Annotated in this window: 26 protein-coding genes and 2 pseudogenes; 2 read left to right on the top strand and 26 right to left on the bottom strand. The window is 35.7% G+C overall.

What is annotated here, in order from left to right:
- Nucleotides 1–38: 38 nt before the first annotated feature.
- The 9 genes from CU633_RS07965 to CU633_RS23280 form a co-directional block, all read right to left on the bottom strand.
- Nucleotides 39–719, bottom strand: coding sequence for an ABC transporter ATP-binding protein (locus tag CU633_RS07965; RefSeq protein WP_101659197.1), 681 nt, complete (start codon nucleotides 717–719; stop codon nucleotides 39–41).
- A 20-nt stretch (nucleotides 720–739) separates the two neighbouring features.
- Nucleotides 740–1,591, bottom strand: coding sequence for a hypothetical protein (locus CU633_RS07960; protein ID WP_101659196.1), 852 nt, complete (start codon nucleotides 1,589–1,591; stop codon nucleotides 740–742).
- Entirely contained in the window at nucleotides 1,578–2,363 is a 786-nt protein-coding gene (locus CU633_RS07955) for a hypothetical protein (protein ID WP_142383402.1), read from the bottom strand. The genes CU633_RS07960 and CU633_RS07955 overlap by 14 nt, the downstream gene beginning before the upstream one ends.
- Before the next feature lie 2 nt (nucleotides 2,364–2,365).
- Nucleotides 2,366–3,499, bottom strand: coding sequence for a hypothetical protein (locus tag CU633_RS07950; RefSeq protein WP_101659193.1), 1,134 nt, complete (start codon nucleotides 3,497–3,499; stop codon nucleotides 2,366–2,368).
- Nucleotides 3,500–3,585: 86 nt separating this feature from the next.
- A complete protein-coding gene (locus tag CU633_RS07945; protein ID WP_101659192.1) occupies nucleotides 3,586–4,641 on the bottom strand; it encodes a sigma-E factor regulatory protein RseB domain-containing protein in 1,056 nt (351 codons plus the stop codon).
- Complete coding sequence (locus CU633_RS07940) at nucleotides 4,634–5,221, bottom strand: sigma-70 family RNA polymerase sigma factor (RefSeq protein ID WP_180954910.1); 588 nt, start codon at nucleotides 5,219–5,221, stop codon at nucleotides 4,634–4,636. The genes CU633_RS07945 and CU633_RS07940 overlap by 8 nt, the downstream gene beginning before the upstream one ends.
- A 263-nt stretch (nucleotides 5,222–5,484) precedes the next feature.
- Complete coding sequence (locus CU633_RS07935; RefSeq protein WP_101659190.1) at nucleotides 5,485–6,744, bottom strand: MFS transporter; 1,260 nt, start codon at nucleotides 6,742–6,744, stop codon at nucleotides 5,485–5,487.
- A gap of 17 nt (nucleotides 6,745–6,761) precedes the next feature.
- Nucleotides 6,762–8,081 carry a radical SAM/SPASM domain-containing protein gene (locus CU633_RS07930; protein WP_101659189.1) on the bottom strand — a complete coding sequence of 440 codons (1,320 nt, stop codon included), beginning with the start codon at nucleotides 8,079–8,081 and terminating at the stop codon, nucleotides 6,762–6,764.
- A gap of 875 nt (nucleotides 8,082–8,956) precedes the next feature.
- Nucleotides 8,957–9,091, bottom strand: a complete 135-nt coding sequence (locus CU633_RS23280; protein ID WP_257958563.1) for a hypothetical protein — start codon at nucleotides 9,089–9,091, stop codon at nucleotides 8,957–8,959.
- Nucleotides 9,092–9,290: 199 nt separating this feature from the next.
- Between CU633_RS23280 and CU633_RS07925 the strand changes: the two genes are divergently transcribed.
- Nucleotides 9,291–10,574 (top strand): helix-turn-helix domain-containing protein, encoded by a 1,284-nt coding sequence (locus tag CU633_RS07925; RefSeq protein ID WP_101659188.1) that lies wholly within the window; start codon nucleotides 9,291–9,293, stop codon nucleotides 10,572–10,574.
- Nucleotides 10,575–10,709: 135 nt separating this feature from the next.
- Here the strand turns inward: CU633_RS07925 and CU633_RS07920 are convergent.
- Nucleotides 10,710–10,961, bottom strand: a pseudogene (locus CU633_RS07920) (formate/nitrite transporter family protein); the annotation flags it as partial.
- Nucleotides 10,962–11,097: 136 nt separating this feature from the next.
- Between CU633_RS07920 and CU633_RS07915 the strand changes: the two are divergent.
- Nucleotides 11,098–11,292 carry a hypothetical protein gene (locus CU633_RS07915; protein WP_101659187.1) on the top strand — a complete coding sequence of 65 codons (195 nt, stop codon included), beginning with the start codon at nucleotides 11,098–11,100 and terminating at the stop codon, nucleotides 11,290–11,292.
- A 596-nt stretch (nucleotides 11,293–11,888) separates the two neighbouring features.
- Here CU633_RS07915 and CU633_RS07910 read toward each other — a convergent pair.
- The 16 genes and pseudogenes from CU633_RS07910 to CU633_RS07845 all read right to left on the bottom strand — a co-directional run bounded on the left by CU633_RS07910 (nucleotide 11,889) and on the right by CU633_RS07845 (nucleotide 25,504).
- Nucleotides 11,889–12,725: a formate/nitrite transporter family protein gene (locus CU633_RS07910; protein ID WP_101659186.1), complete on the bottom strand. Its 837-nt coding sequence runs from the start codon at nucleotides 12,723–12,725 to the stop codon at nucleotides 11,889–11,891.
- A 180-nt stretch (nucleotides 12,726–12,905) separates the two neighbouring features.
- Nucleotides 12,906–14,303, bottom strand: a complete 1,398-nt coding sequence (locus tag CU633_RS07905; RefSeq protein WP_101659185.1) for a M28 family peptidase — start codon at nucleotides 14,301–14,303, stop codon at nucleotides 12,906–12,908.
- A 429-nt stretch (nucleotides 14,304–14,732) separates the two neighbouring features.
- Nucleotides 14,733–15,104, bottom strand: coding sequence for a M20/M25/M40 family metallo-hydrolase (locus tag CU633_RS07900; protein ID WP_257958562.1), 372 nt, complete (start codon nucleotides 15,102–15,104; stop codon nucleotides 14,733–14,735).
- Between the two features lie 259 nt (nucleotides 15,105–15,363).
- Entirely contained in the window at nucleotides 15,364–15,822 is a 459-nt protein-coding gene (locus CU633_RS07895; protein WP_101659183.1) for a DUF4871 domain-containing protein, read from the bottom strand.
- Between the two features lie 172 nt (nucleotides 15,823–15,994).
- A pseudogene (locus CU633_RS22545) lies at nucleotides 15,995–16,102 on the bottom strand (twin-arginine translocase subunit TatC); the annotation flags it as partial.
- Between the two features lie 247 nt (nucleotides 16,103–16,349).
- Nucleotides 16,350–16,556, bottom strand: coding sequence for a hypothetical protein (locus CU633_RS23275; RefSeq protein ID WP_257958561.1), 207 nt, complete (start codon nucleotides 16,554–16,556; stop codon nucleotides 16,350–16,352).
- A 651-nt stretch (nucleotides 16,557–17,207) separates the two neighbouring features.
- On the bottom strand, nucleotides 17,208–17,339 hold the full coding sequence (locus tag CU633_RS23270; RefSeq protein ID WP_257958560.1) for a hypothetical protein: 132 nt from the start codon (nucleotides 17,337–17,339) through the stop codon (nucleotides 17,208–17,210).
- 101 nt (nucleotides 17,340–17,440) lie between these two features.
- Nucleotides 17,441–18,424, bottom strand: a complete 984-nt coding sequence (locus tag CU633_RS07885; protein WP_101659216.1) for an ABC transporter ATP-binding protein — start codon at nucleotides 18,422–18,424, stop codon at nucleotides 17,441–17,443.
- 35 nt (nucleotides 18,425–18,459) lie between these two features.
- On the bottom strand, nucleotides 18,460–19,485 hold the full coding sequence (locus CU633_RS07880; RefSeq protein ID WP_101659182.1) for an ABC transporter ATP-binding protein: 1,026 nt from the start codon (nucleotides 19,483–19,485) through the stop codon (nucleotides 18,460–18,462).
- Nucleotides 19,486–19,993: 508 nt separating this feature from the next.
- Nucleotides 19,994–21,973: an ABC transporter permease subunit gene (locus tag CU633_RS07875; protein ID WP_101659181.1), complete on the bottom strand. Its 1,980-nt coding sequence runs from the start codon at nucleotides 21,971–21,973 to the stop codon at nucleotides 19,994–19,996.
- 147 nt (nucleotides 21,974–22,120) lie between these two features.
- A complete protein-coding gene (locus CU633_RS07870) occupies nucleotides 22,121–22,582 on the bottom strand; it encodes a hypothetical protein (RefSeq protein ID WP_101659180.1) in 462 nt (153 codons plus the stop codon).
- Between the two features lie 103 nt (nucleotides 22,583–22,685).
- Nucleotides 22,686–23,429, bottom strand: coding sequence for a twin-arginine translocase subunit TatC (gene tatC / locus CU633_RS07865; RefSeq protein WP_101659179.1), 744 nt, complete (start codon nucleotides 23,427–23,429; stop codon nucleotides 22,686–22,688).
- Nucleotides 23,430–23,438: 9 nt separating this feature from the next.
- A complete protein-coding gene (locus CU633_RS07860) occupies nucleotides 23,439–23,633 on the bottom strand; it encodes a twin-arginine translocase TatA/TatE family subunit (RefSeq protein WP_101659178.1) in 195 nt (64 codons plus the stop codon).
- Nucleotides 23,634–23,722: 89 nt separating this feature from the next.
- Complete coding sequence (locus CU633_RS07855) at nucleotides 23,723–24,148, bottom strand: hypothetical protein (protein ID WP_101659177.1); 426 nt, start codon at nucleotides 24,146–24,148, stop codon at nucleotides 23,723–23,725.
- 287 nt (nucleotides 24,149–24,435) lie between these two features.
- A complete protein-coding gene (locus CU633_RS22540; RefSeq protein WP_142383401.1) occupies nucleotides 24,436–24,888 on the bottom strand; it encodes a hypothetical protein in 453 nt (150 codons plus the stop codon).
- Nucleotides 24,889–24,958: 70 nt separating this feature from the next.
- Entirely contained in the window at nucleotides 24,959–25,504 is a 546-nt protein-coding gene (locus tag CU633_RS07845) for a methylamine dehydrogenase (RefSeq protein WP_101659175.1), read from the bottom strand.
- Between the last annotated feature and the right edge of the window lie 359 nt (nucleotides 25,505–25,863).

Raw genomic sequence — 25,863 nt, 5'->3', positions numbered from 1 at the left:
CACTATCTTTTGTGTTGAAAGTCTTTAATTGAAATGTTTTATCTGATTTTAGCTCCATACTCCAACTTATTAGGTTTTACAATTGAGTTAATAATCTGTCCACGGTCCAATTCATGTACCGTGTCACACAGTATTTCAATATCCTCTTTTCCATGACTGGCAAGTATGATTGTTTTGCCTCTGTCTCTGAGTTCCAGAAGCAGCTCACGGATATCTGCGACACCCCGGTTATCCAAGCCGTTCATAGGTTCATCAAGAATAAGGATATCCGGGGCTTCCATCAAAGCCTGGGCAAGCCCAAGCCGTTGCCTCATGCCCAGAGAATATTTTCCCACGTGTCTTTTACTTTTTGGATCCAATCCTACTTTTTCAATAATAGCAAGGATCTGTTCTTTTGAAATTTTGTTTTTGATAGCAGCCAGAAATTTTAAGTTTGTGTATCCGTCATAGTTGGGTAGAAATCCTGGGGCTTCAATAATGATTCCAACATTCTCAGGTACATCGCAGTCTTTTCCTATTTGCTGCCCGTCCACTTTGATTGTTCCGGTTGTCGGGATGACGAATCCACAAATACACTTTAATAGCATCGTTTTTCCCGAACCGTTTCTGCCTATTAAACCATGAATTTTATTTTTCTCCAGTGATAGGGTGATTCTATCTAAAACGGTCGTATCTCCAAATTTTTTTGTTAAGTTGTCGATCTCTATAGCTACCTTCATATTTACAGCTCCTCTCTGCCTTAAATGGGGGGTAAAACATTAATTGTCTGCTTACGATTTACAATAATGGCTAATATAATCATCGTCACAATAAGCAGTGCAAAACCAATATATATATAGGTTATCGATGGCATTGGTGTGGTTCCTTCAATATCAATACGGTCGAGATTGCTCCATGAAACAGGAGAAAAGCGGTAAAGATAAGGTTTACCTGTAACTGTTGCATCTAAAACCAGAAAGAATGATGCTGTCAACACGCCAAAAATCCTCGTATTAGTAAGGGAATTGATCACATAAATCATAAGTCCCAAAAAAACACCAGCTAACCATGAAAGCAAAAAAGAGAACCACATGGCTTGGAATGGGGAAAAATAGTGAAGGGTACCAGAAGTGATTAGCGTTTTTAACCCCACCACAACGGAAGCATTTGTATTTGCAAGCGTTCCGAGAACCTTTCCCCATTCCATTGTAAACTGAATACTCGGAAGATTTATAATGATCGTAATGGACATCAAAAAGATAAAGTAACAAGCGGAAGCGATGAAAATATACCCTATTTGCCCGATACTCCATGGAATTCGACCGCTTCTAGCTATGATGTACGGCTGATTATCATCTACGAATGGAGCATCGCAAAAGAGTAAGATCAATGGAAAAAAGAAAAGAAGCTTAATAAATTTCTGGGTAAATAGAAAAGGAAACATCCAAGGGGAAACATCTATATTAATGTCCCTTGCAAAATCGGCTATTTCCTTTGTGAAATTGTGTGTCAAAATGATGAGCAGGATTGCTATCACCCAAACTCTATAATTGGATGACCATTTACGAAAATTTTGATAACAAACCAATCGGGATATATTAAACAACTTCATTACGTAATCGCCTCTTTACTTGATAATCAAAAAGTAACCCTGCTAAAACAGAAAACAGAATGAAAATAAAAATGAAGTAGGCAATACTGACAAGGGGACCTTGATGAATGACATCCGCACTCCCTGTCAATAAATAAATGTTGAGCCAATTAGGTAGAAATATAGTCATTTCTTCCAGGACATAACTCGCAATTACTGGTGCAGCGATCGCAACAAAGTGGATCGGAATGAATGCGGACACAGCCAATCCGACCACTGTCCAAAAAGCTGCCGCCATACTAAAAACAAAACTTTTGGCCAATAAAAATAAAATCGGGAATTCTCCCACAGCTAGCGGTGCGAATGGCGGATAGATTGCTTGGTCCAAGTTTTCATCTGGAAACAAAGGCACTTTAAACGATAGTAAGGTTATAAAAAGGATTAGCCCTATAAACACAGTTAATAACCCGCTAACAAAACAGGTAATGATCTTTGACCACACATACTTTTTTGTTCCGGTCCGAATAACGACTGGTTTTATATATTGACATTTCCAATCGCTGCAGAAGCTTGCTACATAAGGAAGGGCCGCAAATAAAACGACTAATTTTTTTAGCATTGTTAAACCAATGAATATGTCTAAACTATAGAAGACCGTTACTCCTGCTTCCGAGGTGGATATTCTCTCCCAAATACTTATAAAACACAGGACAGTAACTCCAATGATTGAAAGATAAAAAACCGGAGAGGCAAACACCTGCATAAAGGACATCGTCAATGCTCTTCTTTTCATTTTCAACGTTCACCTCCGATACGTAATTCCTGACCCGTTTCCGCATTGATCATGATTGTGAATTCTGCAGAAGCTTTGAATGTTCCTCCTTTTTCATTAAAAGTTACGTCCTGTTTCGCTGTGAAAACCCAAGCAGGAATAAGTTCATATTTAATAGCCTTAGTATTCGACATTACTGGCACATATTCCAATGCTATTTTGGAAATAACAATCGGATCTGTTATTAAAACATCTTTATACTTGTTTTTTACTTTTCCAAGAGCCGTTTCTAAAGAAATCGGGGTTATGTTGTCGTTCAGCGTTTCACCTAATTCGTAAATACCACTGCCTGTAAAGAAAATCAAACCATCTTTATTAACAACGCCCATAATCCGGCTTCCTATAACAGACATCTGATTATTAGCATTGGAATACCCCTTGTTAGTAATGGTTATGTTGTCATAAACGACAGGAAAAATGACTATATAAGCTTCATCATCCTTTTCCCATTTTCGCGGATGTCCCCCATCCTTTGTTTCGTAATCCTCCCATTCGCTTTCTAACGTTTCAAAATCAAGAGCGATCACCTCTGGTTCTCCTAACTGGGAGATACCCACTTCATTTGCTGCATTCCTGACCTTTTCAATCGCATCATTTTTATTTATGTTATCAAGCGTTGTTTCTTTATATACGTCTTTTAAATCCGAACGAATAAAGTAGGTGGAACCGCTTATGACATCGTCGTAGCTACGATCACTGTAAAAAACATCTGTATACCTTATAGAACCTAATTCCATTATCAAATACGATTCATCTGATAATTGAAAGTATTTGTCTTTATATTCAGGAAATAGTTCGTTATTATTTTCGTGAGTCTCTGCTATCGTTTTGTTTTTCAAAAAAGTCTTTTTTATTTGGTCCTCATCAAAATTCTTTAAAGAAATAGAGCTGATTTTTAAATTTTTATTATCAGTGCAAGTTATGTCCGCTTCAACCATTAGATTTTCGTCCAATTCCATATCCATAAAATTAGGTGTAGTACCGTTGGGTGTATCTACGCTTACCGAACCTGAAGAATCCTTCTGTTCGCCTTTTGGAAAGCACGCGCTAAGCACAAACGAAGATACACATAACAACAATATCACTATTTTTTTCACTTTGAATCCTCCCTGGTTTAGAAAAAATAGACCGATGAAGGTAATCGGTCTATTTTCAATGACTTGAGTATGAAATAATCTTGTGATTATTTATCTAATGTATAGCCTTCAGGTATAGCAATGGAAAATTTGTTTTTATCTATAGTTTTGTTTAACTCTAATTCCTTTGTAACCAGGGATTCTACAACTTGATCATCTTTATATAATTCCATTTTAAGGAGAATTCCGGTTTGTCTCTCAACCCAAAATCTAAAAGATGAAGCATTGTATTTATCAGAATCATCGTCATTTAAGCTTCCTTTGATAATAATTACATTTTTATCAAGTAATGTTGAAGATTGCTTCTCTATCTCCCATTTGTCATGATCTTTCAAAAAATTTGTTGCCATTCCATATGGATATAAAGAGCTAGCAGCAGATCCGGCAAATGGATGATTTCTATAAACTGGTGATCCATCTTCAGTTTCTTTATAAACTTCATCTAAAGTAATCTTACTGTCTCTATTAAAAGATAATGCAGCATCGGACACTTGATATTTTTTGCTTTCATTATTAAGCTGTAAAATTTTATCTCCATTAAAAATTTCAGTTTTATCAGTATCTTTTTTATCAGTTTCTTCATTCAAATCTTGATTTTTCATATCTAAATTTGTTTTTATATAAGAACCGATTTCATCTTTTATCAAACTAACTTGATATTCAACTGTTTCTTTGTGGTTTTTACTTTCGTTAATGAATAAACCTTTAGCTGTCTTAAAATGATGCAGTGTATTTAACATAAGTAGTTGAGTTTCTTCCTTTGTTAATACTTCTGAATCTTCATTTTTTATTTCCTCTTCAGTATTATCCGTACTATCAGAACTCATATTTCTTTCGTTCGTCTCACTTTGAGAGTAATGGCTGTTTTGAGATGAGTCTGGTTTCAAAATATACTCCTTAGCAAATACTAATGAAGCGAAAATAAATCCAGATATCATCACAATACTAAGACTTCTAGGTATCCAATCATTCACTCTTCTATGCTTTTTTTTATTAGAATTTATACTATTAAAGACATATTCTTTATTTTTGTTTCCGAACTTTACATCACGTAACTCACTGGTAATCATGATTTTTCTTAATTCTTTTAATTTCTCATTCAAAGTTATATCCCCCTTTCTCTTTCTCTATTTTTTCTTTTAGCATCGTTCTTGCTTTTCTTAATCGAGTTTTTATCGTATTTCCTTTTAAATCCAATATCTGCTCAATCTCTTTTATTTTTAAGTTTTCGAAATAATGCAACATGATAACCTCTCTATATTTTGGTGGTAAACCAAATACACATTGAATTAGAGCATTCGATTTATCACTCTCGAAATAAACTGATTCGGTTGAGGGTGAAGGCTCTTGAATAAATTTTTGAATTATATTAGTTGGCAATATACGCTTAAAATAAGAGCTTCTCAAATAATCTTTACAACAGTTAATAGCAATTCTATATAACCAAGTTTTAATTGTTGAATCACCTCGAAAAGCAGAAGCATATTTATAACATTTTATAAAAGTGTTTTGCGCTATATCCTCAGCAGTTGATTTATCTCTTACATAGCTATAGGCTAGCCTGACAATGTCTTCTCCATAGTTATCCATTAAATCATTCAACCAGATTTCTCGATTAGTCATGGGAAAATGTCCATCCTGTATTTCATTTAAACTAGATGCATTGCAATGATCGGTAGCCATGCCCAACCTCCCTGCCCTTCTTTCTATAAATTTGACGTTACTAATAGAGATTCGGTTTTTAGTTATTGTAAATTTATTATGAATCAACATTTTCATGGTAAACGGTGGCGGCGAGAATCGCCGCCATAGTGATTTCCTAACAACAAAAAAAGAATCCTTATTGAAAGCATTCTTAAAACAAAAATAGATTCCTATAATTCCTTAATTTATTGAACATATATAGTTCCAGGATCTAATCATTCATAGAAAGCTAAAACCGCCTTTTACATATTAACAGTTTTAGCTTTTTCATGTTCAATTGTTCGAAAAGAAAACAGAACGTTTAAAGCCGGGAGGATTCCGAGCATTATAACTATTGCCCCAGCGATCATGATATAGCGAATTGGAATGCTGCTGATAAAAATACCTGATATTACAGTGGAGACAGTGGATGCTGCTGTAGGTAAAATCTCTTGTAAACTAGTTATCCTGCCTTGAATATTTATAGACACCATATTTTGAGTTAGAGTAGAACTCGCCACAAAAAACGTGGTTCCTCCTATTGCCGTTATTAACAATCCAATTACTAAAGTTATAAAATTTACTGAAAGCGCAAATATTAAATTTCCAATAGCCGTAATGAGGAAACCAAAAAACAATAAAGAGCCGGAACTCAAGTAGCGAGATACAAAAATGTTACAAAAACTGCTAATAATGTAAGCAATACCACCCATACTGATGATTAAACCATATTCACTTTTCCCTAATCCTAATGTTTTAGTAATAAACAATACTTCATAAGCATCTATTGCTGAAGAACCAAAAATAAATATAGTCATACTTAAGGTTATACTTCTCAGTATAGTATTACTCCAAATATACTTAGAAGAAAATTTGATATCTTCCCAAAGATTTTTTAACCTTAATTTTTCTGTTTTTAATTCACTCGTTCCTATTGAACCGTTGGGAAAAGAAATAAAGATTAAACTGATTGCTGATACAATAAATGATATAGATTGAGCAATGAACGGTAGTGAGTTGTTTTTTTGCATTAATATAGTCCCTAGAAAAGGGCCTATAAATTGAGCTAATGGCACAATCATACTGAGAATTGAATTTACACGGTGTCGTGATGAAGGTTCATTCTCTGTGATCCTCGAAATTATAGGATTAAGAGATGAGGAGAAAAAGGAACCCAAAGAACTCGTTATAAAAACTAATAATAGTAGAATAAACGGTATTTCAATACAACTAGGCATTAGTACAACTGTTATGGCACGTAGTACATCCGAAACTATAGCCGTTTGTTTATGCCCAAATCTATCAGAAATTGTCCCCGCTATGAATCCAGAAAAAAATGAAGCAAGACTCTTAGCTAACCATAACAGCGGGATATAATGCGGAGCATGTTCTGCGAAAATCAAACTCAAGATAACCATATAGATCCAGTCTCCAAGTGATGATACCAGGCGACCAATATAAAGTATAATTAATGAGATTGAAAATGCAGGTGATTCTATATTTTTAGGTTTTAAATTAGTCATGTTTTAATGCTCCATTTTTAAGAAACTCCTGATATAGTTGTTAATACTTTCTTAATATGTTTTTTATCAGTTGGGCATGGTTGTTCACCTGTATTTAACCTGACCAATGGACAAGAGGCCCCTTGACATGATGGTCTAAAAAAGCATTTTTGGCAACCTTCATCAATTGTTTCATTCGATGTAACCCAAAGATCAAATCGCTCTTGATTAATATCTAAACTTCCATCAACAAGAAGTCTTCCTACTTTATTGCGCTCATCCTCTAATGCAACTGTGCATTTGTATAAAGTACCGTCTGAACCTATAACTATAGACCATGGTTTAGCAGCATAACATACACTACCTCCTGGCGCTAATGTTTCACGTAATGTTAGGTCATGACCTAAGTCAATAGCTTTTTCAAATAACTCATATCTCTTTTGTGCCCCATCTCTTTCAGAGCAAATTAATAAGTTATCATCGTTATCTCCACCCCATTTCCCAATGGTATGGAAGTCAGGAAAAAAACGCTGATCGCCATTTAAACGGTCTTTTATGTCTTCTATAAATTGGTCCATATTAACATAACTTTCTGGATCAAAATTTACCCTTAATACTACTTTAAACTCCTCGTCTGTTTTACTCATAGAGGTTAGGTTAGACATTATGTTCGTATATGTAGAGCCGCCATCCATTTTAATCCTTCGCTTATCGTGATCTGTTATGCTACCGTCCACGGTAATCTGATATGATCGAACTTCACATTCAATCAATTTTTGAAATACATTCGGAGTTATATTATATCCGTTTGATGTTATTCCAGCACTATACTGTACCCCATGTTCTCTAGAGCGTTGCATTGCATGTTCTGAAATATCGTATATAACTTCTAATGCTTCTGTGGGTTCACCTCCAAACCATGAAATAAATAAATTATCCAATCCATTTATCTTCTGATCAATCAACTTTTTTACACCTTCAACTATATCTTCAGCCATAGTCCCTCTTAAAAACGATTCGTAACAGTATACGCAACGAAAATTACATTCTTCAGTAGGCATAATTATTAACTGTAATGCTTTCTCATTGTTAAAGTAATTATGGTGTAATTCTGCTGCTTTTTGAAACTCATCTGTATCAGAAGTAATAAAATACCCATTTGCAATTAAATCATTTGCCAATGGAGTTTTCGAAACCACCTCTTCACTAAGGACTCCTTTTTTCAGAAGGCTGTCTGCTATTCCCCTTTCTTTCTGTGGAACAATTCCAATAGCGCCAGATAAACTATTATATAAAATTACCTCACCAGATTTAGACATACTTCGTACATTAAACCTTGATTTTTTCCATTCTTTCATTATGAGTCCCCCCTGTTATAATGAAGAAAATATAACTATAGGGGCATCTGCATCCGCCCCCATAGAAACAAAATTATGAATTTATTGATAGTTAAATTATTTACATCAGATTGTAGTGCAGTTGCAGTTATTCAACACACTTCATGAAAATTTCAGATAGAATATTTCGAATTGTATTTGAGTACTAACAAAATCTCTCTTTGTTATTTAATACAGTTACAGTTATTCAACGCTCTTGATGACATTTCAGATAAAGTATCCTCTAATGGCTTTTGAATCATTTTCATTAAAATCCCCTCCTTTGTAGAAAATTTATATAGAATCTGTCAGTGCCTGCTGGCAGATTGCTACCGCTTTTAACAATAATTAAATTATCTTTAATATAATTGCTGAAATCTATCATAGATGGCGGCGTCTATTTAATTACATAAATTACGATTTATTCAATGTAAGGTTGTCAGGATTTACTAGTTCTAGAATTCAAATCATATCAAAGAACCTACAAAAAAACGGCTGTTAAACAAATTATTCGTAAATCCTCTTTATCAGGTAAGCTATTTTTATATTTTCCTATAGGATGTAACGATCCACTCATAAAAATATTGATACGTTAATAAAAATGTCGCCACACTATTCTGACCAATGCCAGTATGTAGAACGTCATTATCGCGCAAACAACCGCTCCCCTTGAGCTTGTCATGCCTTGAAGAGAGCAAATTATCAAATTTCACTAGATTGCTTATCATTTCCCTATTATCTGCAACAAACTTATTAAGATCTTTTGACACAAGTAGTATTTCTTACATTTCGCTTCTCTTTCTACTAAGTTGTTATTTATTAAAAGACGGTATAACAACATTTAGCTCTAAACTTTATTATTCGTTAGTTAATGAAGGTGCTTCAGGCCAAAACTCATCAGCTAAGTCTTTACTATTCGGAAAATACACATAGGTTCCAACAATTAAGAGCATCAGTATTAAGCCCAGTACAATTTTTATGTGCTTCTTCATAATTTCGCCTCCTATAACATTAATCAACTAAATAATTTAAAAAATAAAAATGTTACTTTTGTTAATAATTATGTTAGAACAATATTCCATTTTCGTCAATTAATTTTTTGCGTTTTTTTACTTTTTATAAATATTTTACTTTTTGTTAAAAAATACAGTATTATACTTAAGAAAACTTTTAGAGCATGGGTGGCTAAAAATGAAATATATAGGTCAACGTATAAAAGAATTGCGCAAAGCTAATCTGTTAACACAACAAGAGTTAGCCGACGGTATTGTAACCAGAGGTTATATAAGTCAAATAGAAAAATACTCTATCCGACCTTCATACGATATATTAGAAAAGTTAGCTAAAAGATTGAATTGTAAAGTTGAAGATTTTTTTGAAGAGCCAACAAACGAGGATTTAATTCTTGTTAACTGGAAAAAGGATATTCATAACGCTGAGGAAAAAGTTGAATCTGGTAAAATTGAACAAGCGGAAAAAATAATAGATAAACTTACATATGATAAAACGACTGAAGATGAGGATAATTATGATTATGGTCTCCTTTTATGGATAAAAGGCACAATTTCTGATAAAAAGAGAAATTGGAAAGAGGCAGAAGATTATTTTAAGAGAAGCATTAAAATATTTTCAAATGGAGATCATGTAAAAGAGCACATCCGATCCCTGGATTCACTTGCAAATGTATATCTAAAACTTGAACAGACAAGAACAGCATTAAATATGCTGAATGAAGCATACAATCTATTACTATCTCATCAGATAGGAGGGCTTCTAAAAATATCACTTTTAGTTAGTTTAGGGATTACACATGGAAAACTTGGAGAATATCACTCTTCAATACGGATATTAAAAGAAGCGTTGCAGATCAATCAGGCTACGCATACTAACTTTAAGTCTGGTCATATTTTTATGACACTTGGTATTTGTCATAGACGCCTTCAAGAATGGAAAGATTCTGAAAAATCATATCAATTAGCTTTGAAATTTTTCGATATATTTGAAGATATTTCAAACAAAGCAGGCACATACACAAATTTAGGGGTTCTTTATCGCTATTTAAACGAATATGACAAATCGATAGAACATTTATTAAATGCAGTTGATCTATTTAAAAAAATTGACCAGATAGAGAAAATTTTAAATGTTAAATTTGAATTAGCATATAGCTTGTTTTTAAATAACGAGTTGGAAGAAACAGTTACTTATTGCAAACAGATATTAACTGAGAATCATACTTTGTCAAAAGGAAAAGCACTTTTATTGTTAGGAGACGTAGAAGCTAAAAGAAAGAATCATTCAGCAGCTCTTGCGCATTACAAGGCAGCAGAGATTCTTTTTAAAGACTCTGATTCGATAGATTATCTCCATAAGGCCTTATCAAAAATTGCAGATATTTATTATATTTTGGAGGATTATGAAAAAGCGGCTCATTATTATAACCAGATCAAGCTTTTTCACGATGAACATTATTAATGAGGCCCTTTGTAAGAAAAAATGATAGCCAAAATTGTGGTACATGACACGACAGGACCTAGCTTACCAAAATAACATCGCGGCAAAGATAAAAAAAGCTCTGTTTGATAAATATTGAACAGAGCTTTCGGTATTTTACATCTCTTTCACGATCGTAAGGGTGTCCTTGCGTGCGGTGGTTTCTTCTGGAATCCAGGTTTTATCCTTTTTATACGCATGCCAATATGCCATCGCGACAAAGACGGATCCACCAACTGCATTACCTAAAAATATGGGAACCAGATTTTGTATGTAATCGAGCCATGTGAATGAGCCGGCAAAAATGGCAGCAGGAATGACAAACATATTAGTGACGACGTGCTGAAAGCCAATCGCAACAAAGGCCATTGTCCTGTTTCGGTAAGCCCGGCGGCATGGCCAAATATGTACGCAACAAAAATCAACCCTATGCAATAATCACCACTAAAGACCTGTTACATTATTTAAATTTATATGGTATTATTTTACAAAGGAGGCATGGAAGATGAGCTTTAAAAAGTGGTATAATTTTGGGTACTTGATGTTTGCTATTCTTGTGGTAACTGTGTATTTTACAGTGCCACCTAATTATGGTGTTTACGTCTTAGTTGCCTTGGGGATATTATTTGGGTTATATGAATTCATTCTAAGACGAAAAACAAAAAAGGCACATAATAATTCGAATAAAAACCTCTCCTAAATAGGAGAGGTTGTTTTTTATTAGTAAACTCTTACTTTCTCAGGAGAAGTCGTTTTAGAACTCAGTAAATTTGTGCGTGCACTATCTTTATACAGGTTTATTTGATATTTCGCCCATAGATAATTAGGGTCTGTATCGGCAGCTGTTGCTCCACCGCATTTGCGAAACTAGCTGCAAGAGGGGAGGCCATAAGGGACAGAGACAATGAAGACGCAATAAATGTTCTTTTTCTCATGATATCACTCCTTAATATTATTGGTAATAAACTTCCAGTTAATCATAGAGCACTGTTTATGAATTTACAATATATTTTGGAAGATTCAGGATTAAATACCTGCCAAAAATTTTATAAAAGTACAAAAGTAGTATATTTTTTAAAAGATTCCTGTAATTCCACAATTTTCAGCCAATAACAAGTTTAAAACCCGTAAAAAATCTCCAGTCATGACATTAATTTGACTGGAGATTTTTTTAAAACGCATACAGTAGATTCACACTATAACTACTAAATATAGTACTTAATATAATTATATATATATTACTTTAACATGCACAAAAAAGCTCTGTTTGAAAAAATACGAACAGAGCTTTTGTCATTATATTTCTCTCCCTTTAACGATCGTGAGGATTTCCTTGCGCGCGACAGCCTCTTCAGTAATCCAGGTTTTATCTTTTTTATAGGCATGCCAATATGCCATCGAAACAAAGACGGATCCGCCCACTGCATTGCCTAAAAATACGGGAATCATATTTTGAAGGTAATCGAGCCATGTGAATGTGCCGGCAAAAATGGCAGCAGGAATAACAAACATATTGGCAACAACATGCTGAAAGCCAATCGCAACAAAGGCCATCGTCGGAAACCAGATGCCGATTATTTTCCCCGTCATATCCTTTGCTCCGTATGAAAGCCAGACCGCAAGTGCAACGAGCCAATTGCAGCCGATTCCCGATAAAAATGCTTGAAGGTAGGATGCGGAAAGTTTATGTTCAGCAATACTAACGGTTTTTTCTAAATAAGGGCCCGTTTCGGTAAGCCCGGCGGCATGGCCAAATATGTAAGCAACAAAAACCGCTCCTGCAAAATTACTGACCGTGATCAATAACCAATTATAAAAAAGCTTATTGGTTGAGATTTTATCAGCAAAGCGGGCCAAAGGAACAGCCATCATATTGCCCGTCAACAACTCTCCCCCTGCAATCAGGGTGAGAATAAGCCCGATTGGAAAAACAGATGCTCCAATCAGCGAACTTAAACCAGCCAGCTCAGCCGATAAAGGAGCTGTTACACGAATGTACAGCAAGTAGCCGAGCGCAACAAATGCGCCTGCCTGGAAACCCAAAATCAATGTTTGCTGCAGAGGGTACTTGGTTTTCTTGATCCCGCTTTCAATACTAATTTTAACAATTTGCTCAGGCCGGTAAAATGACATGGAACCAGATCCTTTCGAAAATAAAATGCCATTTGTGAATGATTTCACAATATTTATTTTACTGTAGATCATGGTCCATGGATTTGAACAATTCTTTAAGGTTTTCGAAGCGTTTTCATATCAAAATAAAACCCAAAAAAAATCCCCCAGTGATTTTCACTGAAGGGATTAAAATTAGCTCTATTTAAAACTTTGTTTGTAGTATAAATGCTCTGCCTTCTGTTTTTTCGTTTTTTTCGGTTTTGGCCATTTTATATCAAATTTTGCCCGATCATAAATCGCGGCGCTGACGATTTCGGCAACATCCTGAAGCTTTTCCTTGCTGATTTTATCAATCGTATCTTCTGGAGTATGATACCACGGCTCAACCGGGTTGTGAATAAACAGTGCCGCCGGAATACCGACTTCCGCAAATGGCACATGGTCGCTTCTCCCGCCCTGTCCATATGGTGTTGGTTGTCCATTCAATCTTGTGCTGGAAGCCTGGGCCAATTCTGTAACCAGATTTGGCTGGCCATCAAGTGTAAGCATGACGAGGTCTCCCGCATCTTTGCTTCCAACCATGTCAAGATTGAAGATTGCGATGATCCGGTTTAGTTCGCCATCTGGCAGATTGTTCACATAATGTCTTGAGCCAAGAAGACCCTCTTCTTCCGCTCCAAACGTAATAAATCTGATTTCGGTGTCGGTTGGAATGAACTTAAGAACGCGCGCCAACTCTAACGTCATGGCCGTTCCTGATGCATCATCATTGGCGCCTGGAGCACCTGCGACCGAATCATGATGTGCACCGAGAACAATGATTTCATTAGTGGATTTCTTTTTCGATGTCGGCGGTTTTGTTGCTATTACGTTATGGGAAGTTCTCTCACCCGACTCGGCTCCTGCAATTGTTAAAGCAGCTGTCAATGTCTGGCCACTATTTAGCAGGGAGGCAAGCGATTCTCCTTCGGACTTGCTTAATGAAACAGCCGGCACATATTTATCATTCGCCGTCCCAAGCGTTCCATTTAAAGGACCATCAACATTGTTATAGATAACAACGCCGACAGCTCCCTTTTCAGCAGCATTCAACACTTTTTCGGCAAAAGGAATTTCACCGCGTTTAATAAAAGCAATTTTCCCGGTTAAATTGAGATTTTGCAGCTCGTCTTTTTTTCCTAAACCCGCACTTGCCAATTCGCCGGAAACATTCCCATTCACAGAGAAGGTAAAAGCTGCCGGATGCAGCTCACCACTGAAACCATCCACACTAAGCTCCACCGTATCAGGTGGTGTGTAACCAATAAACTTAAACTCTTGTATTTCGGTTTTATAGCCGTATTTTTTAAATTGACTGTTAATGAATTCGACGGCTTTCTTCTCGGATTCTGTTCCCGCTACACGCGGTGTTTTTGATAGAAAGTCAATATTATTATAAATATTATCAACGTTGATCCTCTTGGTGACTATTTGTTCAATTTTATGATCCCACTGATTGTGAGCGGTTTCAGTTGATTTTGCTAAAACAGCAGGCGACCCAACCGCACCAAAAGATAATGCAGCAATTAAAGCTGCCAATAAAATTGGCTTTTTCATTGAACTCCCTCCTAACAAGAATGATAGTCTAGTAGATATTATAATATTTAGAATATTATAATAAGGGTAAATATTACCGAAAAAGGTAGGCCATTCATTCTATTTAATGGGTTTCATGTAAAATTTAGTGCGTTTGCTATGGGGAAGAATCACTATAGGAGCTATAAAGGCATTACCTGCAGAAATAGGATTAACACTGTTTCGCTTAAATAAAACCCGTTTTCGCTTAATTCCTGGATTTAGCGCTTAATTCAGAAGCTTACATCATAACAGGTTTCGCTTAAATCCCTCCATTTTTCGCTTAATTCATTGTTTCTAGATATCCGGCGAGTAGGTTTGTTTGGAGAGAACAAGCTTTTCCAGTTCCATCTAAAATTTTTTTTAACAAAAAAGCACTCTACCAAAAAAGGTAGAATGCTTTTAGTATGATTATAGACTTCCCACACTTTCCTGCTCCGCTTGGAGCGCTTTTGCAAATCCTGCCAGCATATGTGCCATGTGGACAACACCTTCTTCAAAGTCTTGAAGGCGGATCGATTCATTTGGTGCGTGTGCCTTCGATTCTACCCAGCCCACACCGGTGCTGACGATCGGCAGCTTCAGGTATTCCCCGAATTCGTACATCGGGCCGGTTCCGGCTGAATTGGGAGCGAGCACGGCTTCATGTTGGTAGACTTCTTTCGCCGTTTTCATCACATGAGCCACAAATGGGTGGTTAAAGTCTGAACGGTATGCTTTTTGCCCGTTTACTGAGGTGACCTTAATATCATCAAAACCATGCTTTATTAAATGTTTTTTCATGCGCTTTATCCTGGACAACGTAGGTGAAACGAATAAGCGCATCCTTTAACTGGCAGGTATGATCTTTTCATATATGTGTCGAAGAAAAACGAAAAACAACCAAATTAACGGACAAAGTGGGTAGTCCCTAACGAAGATGTGAAATTACTGAGATTCAGCCAGAAAAAAATTGATTTGCAGAGAATGCAACCCCTGTTTTAAAAAAGCATCTCAGAAAAAAGGTGTGAGTGTAATTCTAAGGTGCAAAATGTGGGTATTATCATTCTCCTACTTCAATAATTAATTCCGCAAACTTTCTCTCATTAATAACGACTTCCAATTTCCAATTTCCTGGTTTATCGAACTGAACATACGAGGGTTTTGTTTTATTTGCGCCTAATTCACCTTGAGAATAGCCATCTGCTAACTCCCATGTTTTTAATCGACTTCCATTTAGTAATACTTTCGTTTTCTCATTAGTTTCAATATGAGTACCCTCAACTCTGAAAGTTCCAGTAATTACATCTGGGGAGCCCCAAAGATGCCACAACACCTTATGAAGTTCATTGGCTTTAAAGTCGAGGTTAAGGAACCCGATTTTATCTGGTATCCCCCTCAAAGTGTTGTTCTCTACGGAGAAAGTAGGAGTTAGTTCATAGTTTTGAATTTCAGCCACTTTCTGTTCTTTACATGCTGTTAATAACATTAAGCAAGATAATGCTAATAAAAATAATCTCATAATTATTCTCCTGTCTGTAGATTATTTTTCATCGCGATTGATTACAACTTACTTTCTATACCAAAAATAAGAAAAGCACCACACACTCTTTCCATTAAACACTTCCTTGAAAAGATAAATTAGGTTTTCTTTTATATGTCCAAGATGGTAGAACTTAGCTTACTTCGAATAGTTAGACGAGTGATATAAAAACTAAGAAATCAGAAGTGAAATCCGGAGGAGAAATAATAACAGAAATCACAATAAGGATAAAATAAGCTACTCTTCGTGATTTTGCTAACGTTCGCTGTGATTATCCATGCACAAACTCTTCTCAAGTAAGTATGCATGAATATTTCGGAAACCGGAAGAAAAATCCTTGGTCTTTTTTTAAAAAATTGCCAATAATAGCGGGTCACAATTACGTTTTTACAAAAAAAACTGCTTTATGAAGAAACTGTTTCCTCTTTATAATAAACCTGCTTTCCAGGCTTTGCAACGAGGACAAGAATCAAAACCGAAAGGAGCATGTTCAATCCCGGCCAGAATCACGATTGTATAGCGGAGGGGAAAATGTCGCCCAATACACCGATTAACAATAAGAACACGATTTGCGCGGCACTTTGAAGTACTCCGACAACGCTTGTCATTCTTCCCATCAGGTGGATTGGAATGTTGTTTTGATAAAAGGTACTAAAGCCTGTATTTGAAAACGCGTTAAAAAACCCGAGAATCGTAAAACCGATTGCCACCATCAGCATTCCGCCTGCAATCAAATGTTTTATGCTTAAAAATCGAGTTGTTACGCTAACCAGGAAAGCACCAAGAGAGTAGCCCAATCCCGGTAATACTGACTAGAAAGCTGTAATCCGTCTCTGTTAACCCCACTACATTTTGAACAAAGACAACTTCTTGAGAGTCCATCGCTAATGAAAATAAGCCAAACGCGAGAAAACAGGAGCAGACAGCCAGCACAAAAGACTTTTCCCTGCCAAACTGGATCACTTCTTTCCAGTCGTCCCGAAGTGTTTCGTAACTGCCTTTCTTCGTTTCATTTGGATTTTGATATGTATCAGGCAAAAACTGATAATGAAGGCGGAAATGAGAGATGAAACGGCATTCAACATAATCGCAATGTCGACTGAACCGATATTAAGAAAAACACACCGGCGATTGAAGGAACGATAAAAGCCCCTTACGTCACAAAAATATTAATCGAATTGAATTTTTTTCGCTTATCGATAGGAATAAGTTGGGCTATATAAGTGGTTGATGACGGAACAAAAAAAGCTCTCGTAATGCTGATAAGAAACAGCAGAATATAGATGAACCAAATTTTGGAGGCAAATGGAATAATCCCGACGACTACTGCCCTGGCCAAATCAGCCATAATCATAATCTTTTTCTTATTGCTCGGTTAATAATACTCCCGCTCCACGAATTGTCAGGATTGCGGTGACCGGCCCGTCAATCCACAATCCGGCCACAGCTGCGGCCGATTGGGTCATTTCATATACCAACAGATTGATAGCGATCAAATAAATAAAATCGCCTAACGTTGAAATCCCGATTCAGGTAAGCAGAAGGGATACCAGTCTCCAATTAAACATTTCTCCAACTCCCGAAAATCATTTCATTTTTAATACAAATGGCAAGCGACCTTGTGACCAGGCTTCACCTCCTTTAATGTTGGCTTAACCGCTGAGCATTCGCTTTTGGCGGCAGGACAACGGGGATGAAATGGACAACCAGTTGGAGGATTCAATGGACTTGGCACGTCTCCTTGGAGCACAATTCGTTCTTTTTTGTGACGGGGATCCGGCATAGGTATAGCAGAAATCAAAGCTTTTGTATATGGATGAAGTGGCTCGTCATAAAGACTATCTTTATCAGCAATTTCAACAATATTGCCTAAATACATGACACCGATTCTGTCACTCATATGTTTTACAATGCTTAAATCGTGGGCAATAAACATGAAGGTCAGATCGAATTCTTTTTGCAGCGATTTTAGAAGGTTCAGCACTTGGGATTGAACTGATACATCAAGAGCCGAAACTGGTTCATCACCGATGATGAGTTTAGGTCTTAATGCAAGTGCTCTTGCAATCCCGATTCTTTGCCGCTGTCCTCCGGAAAATTCATGTGCATAATTGTAATAGGCATCCTCAGGTAAACCAACTTTTGACAGAAGATCCATGACTTCGTTTTTCAATTCTTCTTTGCTCATTTTGGTAAAATTTTTTAGAGGTTCAGCAACAATATCACCTACCATTTGCATTGGGTTTAAAGAAGCATATGGGTCCTGAAAAACCATTTGAATATCTTTGCGAATCTCTCTTAATGATCTTCCACGAAGATTGGTTATGTCCTTACCTTCAAATATTATTTTGCCGTCTGTAGGGTTCAGTAATCGTAAAATTGTACGCCCTGCAGTCGATTTACCACACCCGGATTCACCAACAAGACCAAGTGTTTCGCCTTTTTTTATTACGAAGGATATGTCGTCAACTGCTTTGATATAACCAAGAGTTTTTCGGAAAAATCCACCCTTAACCGGGTAATATGTTTTCAAATTTTTCACTTCTAGCAGGTTTTCTTTGTTATTGACGTCTTTTGCCATTGTTGCTGTTGCACTATTAAGCTCTGTGCTTCTCATTATGCTCTCACTCCTTCTGTAGGTCTGCTTGTTTCATAGAGCAAGCAGGAGACATCATGTCCATTCTCAATGCTAGCCAGAAGGGGTGTTATAGTTGAACATTCAGGCATCGCCTGCGGACATCTATCCGCAAATCGACAGCCTATATTGGGCATATTTTTTAATGATGGGACAATCCCTTTTATTGAAGTTAATGTTTCTTGTTCTTCACCCATCTTCGGAATTGCTCCCATTAACAGTTTTGTATATGGATGTTTAGGGTTATAAAAAAGAGTATCCACATCGGTTTTTTCTAGAATTTTTCCCGCATACATGACAATAACTTCATCACACATTTCTGCTACTACGCCGAGATCATGAGTTATAAGAATAATGGACATATCATTTACTTTTTGAATTTCTTTCAGTAGTTCCAAAATCTGTGCTTGTACAGTAACATCTAGAGCAGTGGTCGGTTCATCAGCTATAAGCAGCTTCGGCTGACAGGCAATGGCCATCGCAATCATAACCCGTTGCCTCATCCCACCTGAAAGCTGATGAGGATATTCATCTACGATTTTTTCCGGGCGGGAAATTCCGACACTTTTTAAAAGGGCAATACTCTTTAAACGAGCCTCACTTTTTGAAATCTTCATATGATTAAAAAGGACTTCCTCCACTTGGAAGCCAATTGTAAAAACTGGATTTAAAGATGTCATCGGTTCTTGAAAAATCATCGAAATATCCTTACCCCGAATTTTATTAATCTCTTTATCTGACAATCTATCTAATTGAACACCGTTGAAAAGAATTGTTCCGGAACGGATCTCTCCAATTCCTTTTGGAAGAAGTTTCATGATTGACAAGGACATAACCGATTTCCCACAGCCTGATTCGCCGACTATCCCAACGATTTGCCCGGGTTTTACCTGAAAAGAAATGTTATCTACCGCGTTATAGCATGTACCATCTAATGAAAAAGCAGTTTCTAAATTTTTCACTTCAAGCAAAGGGGCGTTACTCAATAACTGAGTCTGAGCGCTCATATGTACACCTCTATATATCAAATATTCTGTAAATTCGTTATATTTATATAAAATATTATTACAATTTAATTACAGTCTATTGCTTTTTCCTATAACAGTTGTGGTACATTCCATTATCATCTAGATGTTTTTAATATTGATACAATCTTTTTAATTTAATCTTTTCAGGGTTATTTATATTTACTTGTTTTTGCAAAAAATCTGTCGACAAAAATTATCGGTTTATGACTCATTTTGAAAAGTCCTAAATAAAATAAGAATAACATCCCTTTAATTGTGGAATTGGAAGGTTACCCCACACAATCAAATCAAAAAAATAGATAGGTCATCTGTTATATCTAAATAGTCTAGATGACTTTCACTATAAGCATGATCTTAAATACATCAATAAAAAAAGCAATAGGTAACCATAATTCATGCGAATCCACGAGAAATTATAAAAACCAAAATTATTTTCCCTCAAGAATCCTCAACTTTTAAAAAAGCAAGTGCGAGAATTTATCTTAGTTTAAACCAACCGGCTTTTCATTTCTGATTCTTCAAGCTTTAAAGAATGACTTTGGTTTTTTAGTTCCACAATTTTGTTGTTTCTCTTCCGAAACTTAGCATCAAAATATGTCTGTAGACCCTCAGCAAAAATATTAAGAGCTAATATGGCAAACGTCATAAACAAAGAAGTATAGAAAGGTATCCAGATGGCGCTCCGTATATCCTGAAGGTAGTTCCCGAGAAAAAATGGCCATGACATTGATGTATTAATATAATCCACCCCTCCTGTATCCAACCGATAAATGATCTGTTCCATATAAATAGAAAGAAACCCAAGAAGTCCACAAATAAATAAAACTCTACTCATATCTGTAACAAAATTGTATATTAGTTTTTGATATAGGTTGGGCAGATAGTGTCTTTTTAATAAATTAAAAGGACTGGTTCCAGCTGCAATCGCTGAGTAAATAAACTCATTTTTTCGTATCTGAATAAATTCCTGTTTAAAAATTTCACTAACTCTTCCGACTTCCATAACCGCAATTATGAGAATCATCCAATACAAACGATTTTCATTATACAGTAGTGCTTCCGTTCTTGAGAGCAGAGCTATTATGATAATAGATGGAAAGAAGGATAATATTCCATTAATCCAAGTCGATATTGAGCTGGCAGCTTGATTAAATGATGCTAGATACCCCAACGGAATTGCTATCGCATATCGAATAAGTGTAATGATTAATATTTGAAGCATCGTTTCCTTCGTACCTAAAATTAACATACTGAACATGTCAGCGCCTTCACGATTTGAACCAAATGGATAATCCTTACTTGGTTCTACTGGAAATATAAGAATTTCTCCATTCTCATTGAATAAGTCATTAACCTTGTCCATTGATGAATCTACATTTGGTAAGATGGGGCCGAATACCGCCAAAAATATAATGATCATCATCATAAAGGATCCTATTCCTAAAGTTGGATAGTCTTTTATTAACCGTATTATTTTTTTAACATAAACAAAAGGATTCATCGATATTTCCATTTTAGGAAATGAAAGTTTTCTCAACTTGAATTTTACTTTGGGGAGCGAAAAGGCCGGCAGAGTTAATTTTCTCCTCTTAACCAGCGTTTTATCTATCATTTCATTTTCAATAGCTGTAGGTACCAAAAACGTTTTAATAATATCAGAGATTAAGATGCTAATAAACATTAATAATAAAAACATCAAGCACAAAGGCAGGATGACATTTGTTGAACCTCTGTTGATCATATCGTACATTAGGTAACCGGCGCCTTTGTAATAAGCGATTAATTCAATAACAGGTAATGAAGTTATAATATAGAGCATAATCGTTTGGGTATAGCTTAGAATCGATGCCCAGGAGTTCCATAATAGATGTTTCGTAATGACATAAAATTCTTTTGTTCCTTTTGAGTAGGCAGTCCGGACGTAATCCTTCGGTAACTCTCCTACTAATGATTTATAAGTAATATTGGATATGAAAACAACTGGATAAATTGAAAGCACTATTGTAGGGAAAATTAAATTATACCAATGTTCAAATCCCATTAAATCTAACTTCGGAAATCCATATCTCATTAATACCCATAACAGATATTGCACGGAGATAAATATAAAGAAGTCTGGCAGGGAGCCAAATAATAACCTGTTTAATATCCAGACTAATCTTAACTTGCTGTTACGAGAAATAAACATGAATATTCCTTTGGTGATTCCAAATATCATACTGATAAAGAACGCCGGAATAATCAATTTAAGGCTTCGAACAAAATGGAGCTCGGCTTCCTCAGTTGCATCTACCCCATAATAAGTTGTTCCAAAATCCCATTCCATTATGCTCCTTAAAGTTCCCACAAAAAATTTGGATACCGAAGAAAAATTAGTGTCTACAATACCACCTATTAATAAAACTAACCCCACAAAAGCTAGACATAAAATAATTAGATTTTTAGTTAATCCGATTACAAATCGCATATTCAACTCCCCTCAAAAAACAAATCATACTTAATCTAGTGTATTAGAGTGCCTCAATAAAAAGATAGAACACAACATGCTTACCTAATCTTGTTAATCAGTTAAGTTCGGTTACCGGATATAAATTTAGTGTCTTAATTATTATGATCATTCATCTACTTCAATAATTAATTCCGCAAACTTTCTCTCACCAATAATGACGTCCAATTTCCATTTTCCTGGTTTATCGAACTGAACAAACGTTGGTTTTGTTTTATCTGCGCCTAGTTCACCTTGAGTATAAACCTCTGGTAACTCCCATGTTTTTAATCGACTTCCATTTAGTAATACTTGCATTTTCTCATTAGTTTCAATATGAGTGCCCTCTACTCTGAAAGTTCCAGTAAGTATATCTGCGGTGCCCCAAAAATGCCATAATACATTAGTAATCTCATTTGCCTTAAAGTCGAGGTTTAGGAACCCGATTTTATCTCGTATTCCTCTCAAAGTGTTATTCTCAACAGTGAAAGTAGGAGTAAGTTCATAATCTTGAATCTCAGTTGCTTCCTGTTCTGAACATGCGGTGCACAATAATATTAAACAAGCTAATACTAATAAATATGACCTCATTATTATTCTCCTCTCTATAGAAATATTTGTACACTTAAATTAGATTTCTTGATAATAACATACTTTCTGCCGAAAATAAGGAAAGGACCACACCCCTTTCCTGTTATACGCTTCTTTCAACCGATAAATTAGGTTTTCTTTTGTATATCCAAGAAGACAGAATTACGCTAACTTCGAATAGTAAGACCAGAGGTATAAATACTAAAAAATCAGAAATGAAATCTGGAGGCGAAATAATTACTGAAATGACGATAAGAATAAAATAAGCTGCTCTGCGTGATTTAGCTAACTTTTGGGGATTAACAACTCCTACACTTGTTAATAGTAACATGACCAATGGGAATTGAAATAGAATCGTTACTGGTATAACAGTGTTAAAAAGAAATTTATAATACTGTAAAGCGCCGTAGGTTTGCTCAAATTCCATTTTTTCATTCATGATTGTGGTGAAGTTAATTAACGATGGGAACAAAATGAAGTATGAAAAAAGAAACCCTAAAATCAGTAAAAAAATGGAAAATGGAATATATCTAAATGATGCGACGGTTTCTTCACGAGTCATTCCAGGTTTCAAGAAGGCCAATAAGTGATAGATAGCTATTGGTATGGTAAAAGTAATTGCCATGAAAAACATTGCCTTCAAATATATATTAAGAGAATCTCCAGGTGAAAAAACATTCCAAGTGATGTTTTTAGCAACGGCGGAGCTTTTCACCCAGGATAACAATATATCTACCAACCAAAAACTTATGATGAAAAAGAACACAAATGAAATTAAAATATAAATTATTCTTTTCCTTACTTCTTCTACGTGGTCACTTATCGACATATCATTTTTAGTACCCATTTATTCACCCTATTTATTAACATCTTTTTTTATTAATATGCCCTCTTTACTATCTTGATCTTCTATAATACCTTTTGTACCTTCCCTAAATTCTTTAAGAGTACTGCCAACAGCCCGGCCTAATTCAGGTAGTTTTTTTGGACCAAACATGACTAATGCAACAATGCCAATTATGACAATACCCGAAGCACCAATTCCAGTCATTTTTATTGCCTCCTTTTATTAATATTTACAATATTTTCAATGTATTCTCAATAATGTTGGGAAAATGTTCACCATGAAGAAAACTCTTTTTATATTAGAGATGTTAACGATACTATTATCACTATTATAAAAATGATACTGGAATATATTTGTCTTATGATTCTCAAATATGTGTAATTTCCAATTGAACACCCTTCTAATTCTAATATTTTTCTTCTAATTACTTTAAAAGAAGGCAAAAGAGTTCTTCCCAATGCGTATAAAACACCAGTAATTAACCCCAGTTGCCAATTCCCTAAGAGTAACATTGTCATCAAATAAGCATGCCAAAGGGCACCTGCAGAATATGTAATAAATCCTAATCCTAAAGACAAGCCCCATAATATTGAGGATTTATCCTGTGCCGCATCAACCCATTGTGCAGGTACTGTAAATTTCCCGTTTGGAAGGATAGAAGTTCGGTTACTCAATTCAAGAATAAATAAAATAACTAAACAGGTTAAGAGGATAAACATTCTAAGGTGCGGCTCAATTAATAAACTTATCCATCCACCAATAGTTCCTAATACGGTTCCTGTTATAACTGCACCTAAAATGGTGAAGAAAATATAGCTCAGTAAGTATTTATACTTTTTGCTATGGTTGCCATCCAGGCTCCCTAATACATTGAGGCCTCAAATAGTATGAGTCCCAACAAATCCTGCACTGAAAGAAACAATTCCTAACATGATAATTGTGTACATGTTTATCCCCCTCCCCTCATAATATTTTCACTACTAGAAACAAAAGTGTGAGTGATAACTTACGTAAAATGTGCAGTAGAACGGCATCCACACAATGTAAGCAGTCCGCCTGATCTATATCCCGCGTTACAACGACTAGCAGAAGTTACATAACTTAGATAACAATCACGGCATTTATGACCACCATTTGCTCCTTCAGAAAACCACCATCCGCTGCTATAAGGACACCAACTTGGACAGTCTGAATAGCGGCTTGAAGTAGTACAAGTCGTATATCCAGAGGGACATGAATCAGCACCACATCCAGAACAGTATTGGCCATGAGGAGGATTACAAGCAGGACCATGAGCGAAAGCCCTTTCAAGTCCACCAATTGGTCTTATCAGCAGAGTAGCAATAGCTGCTGTGACACCCATTGCAACCTTATAAACAAAATTTCTTCTGCTTATTTTTCTATGCATTCCACTTAAGAATGTTTGCACCTTTTGATCGACACTTTTATAGCGTTCCATTGGTTTACCTCCTTTCTATTTAAAATGTTCTATTTAAAAATTGGAGGAATTCCAATTCTTAAATACAATATTAAGCTGCTTTATTAGCAACTGATTTAACATACCTTTCAATGTGTCCTTGTGTATTTACAAGACCTTTCTCTTGAACAATTCCATCCGAGTTAATAGCATATGCAAATGGCGTAGCCGATACATCCAATGGCAAAGCTTGTTCGTGAGAGATCGATAGTGATCGACCTTTAAAACCTATTTTATTGATATATTCCGCCGCTTCTACTTTGTCCGCAAAAATTACTAGGATAGGGCTAACATTATACATGCTAGAAATCTTTAAAAAATCGGGTAATATTTTTTTACACTCATTACAGCGTGGAGAAATAAATAAGAATAGTGAAGGTTTACCCAATTCTTGACCCAAATTCCACTTAACTCCATCTAATTCTTCACTCTCAAAATAAGGCAATTTCTTACCAATTGGTATTCCACTTTCGTTCACTCCCCTCGCTGTTCCCATTACCATGATCCCTAATTGCCTAAAAAGAATGAGATTTAAGATTACTAAAGGTACGACAAGTAACCAAAGGACAATGTAAGATGTTAAAAAGATAGTGCTCATTTTTCCAGCTCCTTTATCATTTTTTTATGACGTAAAGATATCTTTTTCCTCTTTCGGTATAGCCCTTTATTGCATATATTGCATCGGGTAGACCTATGAAGAATATTAAAACCGTGACCATGAAAAGAAATAATAAAAATAGTCCTTCAAGAGGCTTCAGTTGTGATGGGATGGCAATGATGTGAGGCAAAGTTGCGAGAAGCAGGTTAAAAAAAACAAGCTTTTTTGATAATGTAGACGATACTTGGGAACCAAAGCATCCACAGGATACATTTCCTTTTTTTATTAAGAAATAACACTAGCGTTGCATAAATGTAGTTAGAATATTCAGTTAATACATTTCCATGATTTTGAGCCAA

The organism is Bacillus sp. V3-13, assembly GCF_002860165.1.
Classification (GTDB): domain Bacteria; phylum Bacillota; class Bacilli; order Bacillales; family Cytobacillaceae; genus Bacillus_BJ.
This window is presented reverse-complemented; position numbering and strand designations above follow the sequence as displayed.

Bases quoted from the DNA above. Each gene is read 5' to 3' on its own strand.
- tatC (WP_101659179.1), bottom strand. From the start codon at position 23,429: ATGGGTACTAAAAATGATATGTCGATAAGTGACCACGTAGAAGAAGTA.
- CU633_RS07905 (WP_101659185.1), bottom strand. From the start codon at position 14,303: ATGAAAAAGCCAATTTTATTGGCAGCTTTAATTGCTGCATTATCTTTT.
- CU633_RS07965 (WP_101659197.1), bottom strand. From the start codon at position 719: ATGAAGGTAGCTATAGAGATCGACAACTTAACAAAAAAATTTGGAGAT.
- CU633_RS22540 (WP_142383401.1), bottom strand. From the start codon at position 24,888: ATGGAACGCTATAAAAGTGTCGATCAAAAGGTGCAAACATTCTTAAGT.
- CU633_RS07910 (WP_101659186.1), bottom strand. From the start codon at position 12,725: ATGTCATTTTACCGGCCTGAGCAAATTGTTAAAATTAGTATTGAAAGC.
- CU633_RS07885 (WP_101659216.1), bottom strand. From the start codon at position 18,424: ATGGCAAAAGACGTCAATAACAAAGAAAACCTGCTAGAAGTGAAAAAT.
- CU633_RS23275 (WP_257958561.1), bottom strand. From the start codon at position 16,556: ATGGTGGCAATCGGTTTTACGATTCTCGGGTTTTTTAACGCGTTTTCA.
- CU633_RS07895 (WP_101659183.1), bottom strand. From the start codon at position 15,822: ATGAGATTATTTTTATTAGCATTATCTTGCTTAATGTTATTAACAGCA.
- CU633_RS23280 (WP_257958563.1), bottom strand. From the start codon at position 9,091: ATGAAGAAGCACATAAAAATTGTACTGGGCTTAATACTGATGCTCTTA.
- CU633_RS07925 (WP_101659188.1), top strand. From the start codon at position 9,291: ATGAAATATATAGGTCAACGTATAAAAGAATTGCGCAAAGCTAATCTG.
- CU633_RS07935 (WP_101659190.1), bottom strand. From the start codon at position 6,744: ATGACTAATTTAAAACCTAAAAATATAGAATCACCTGCATTTTCAATC.
- CU633_RS07900 (WP_257958562.1), bottom strand. From the start codon at position 15,104: ATGAAAAAACATTTAATAAAGCATGGTTTTGATGATATTAAGGTCACC.
- CU633_RS07875 (WP_101659181.1), bottom strand. From the start codon at position 21,973: ATGCGATTTGTAATCGGATTAACTAAAAATCTAATTATTTTATGTCTA.
- CU633_RS07870 (WP_101659180.1), bottom strand. From the start codon at position 22,582: ATGAGGTCATATTTATTAGTATTAGCTTGTTTAATATTATTGTGCACC.
- CU633_RS07860 (WP_101659178.1), bottom strand. From the start codon at position 23,633: ATGACTGGAATTGGTGCTTCGGGTATTGTCATAATTGGCATTGTTGCA.
- CU633_RS07855 (WP_101659177.1), bottom strand. From the start codon at position 24,148: ATGTTTATCCTCTTAACCTGTTTAGTTATTTTATTTATTCTTGAATTG.
- CU633_RS07955 (WP_142383402.1), bottom strand. From the start codon at position 2,363: ATGAAAAGAAGAGCATTGACGATGTCCTTTATGCAGGTGTTTGCCTCT.
- CU633_RS07915 (WP_101659187.1), top strand. From the start codon at position 11,098: ATGAGCTTTAAAAAGTGGTATAATTTTGGGTACTTGATGTTTGCTATT.
- CU633_RS07930 (WP_101659189.1), bottom strand. From the start codon at position 8,081: ATGAAAGAATGGAAAAAATCAAGGTTTAATGTACGAAGTATGTCTAAA.
- CU633_RS07940 (WP_180954910.1), bottom strand. From the start codon at position 5,221: ATGGCTACCGATCATTGCAATGCATCTAGTTTAAATGAAATACAGGAT.
- CU633_RS07960 (WP_101659196.1), bottom strand. From the start codon at position 1,591: ATGAAGTTGTTTAATATATCCCGATTGGTTTGTTATCAAAATTTTCGT.
- CU633_RS07880 (WP_101659182.1), bottom strand. From the start codon at position 19,485: ATGAGCGCTCAGACTCAGTTATTGAGTAACGCCCCTTTGCTTGAAGTG.
- CU633_RS07845 (WP_101659175.1), bottom strand. From the start codon at position 25,504: ATGAGCACTATCTTTTTAACATCTTACATTGTCCTTTGGTTACTTGTC.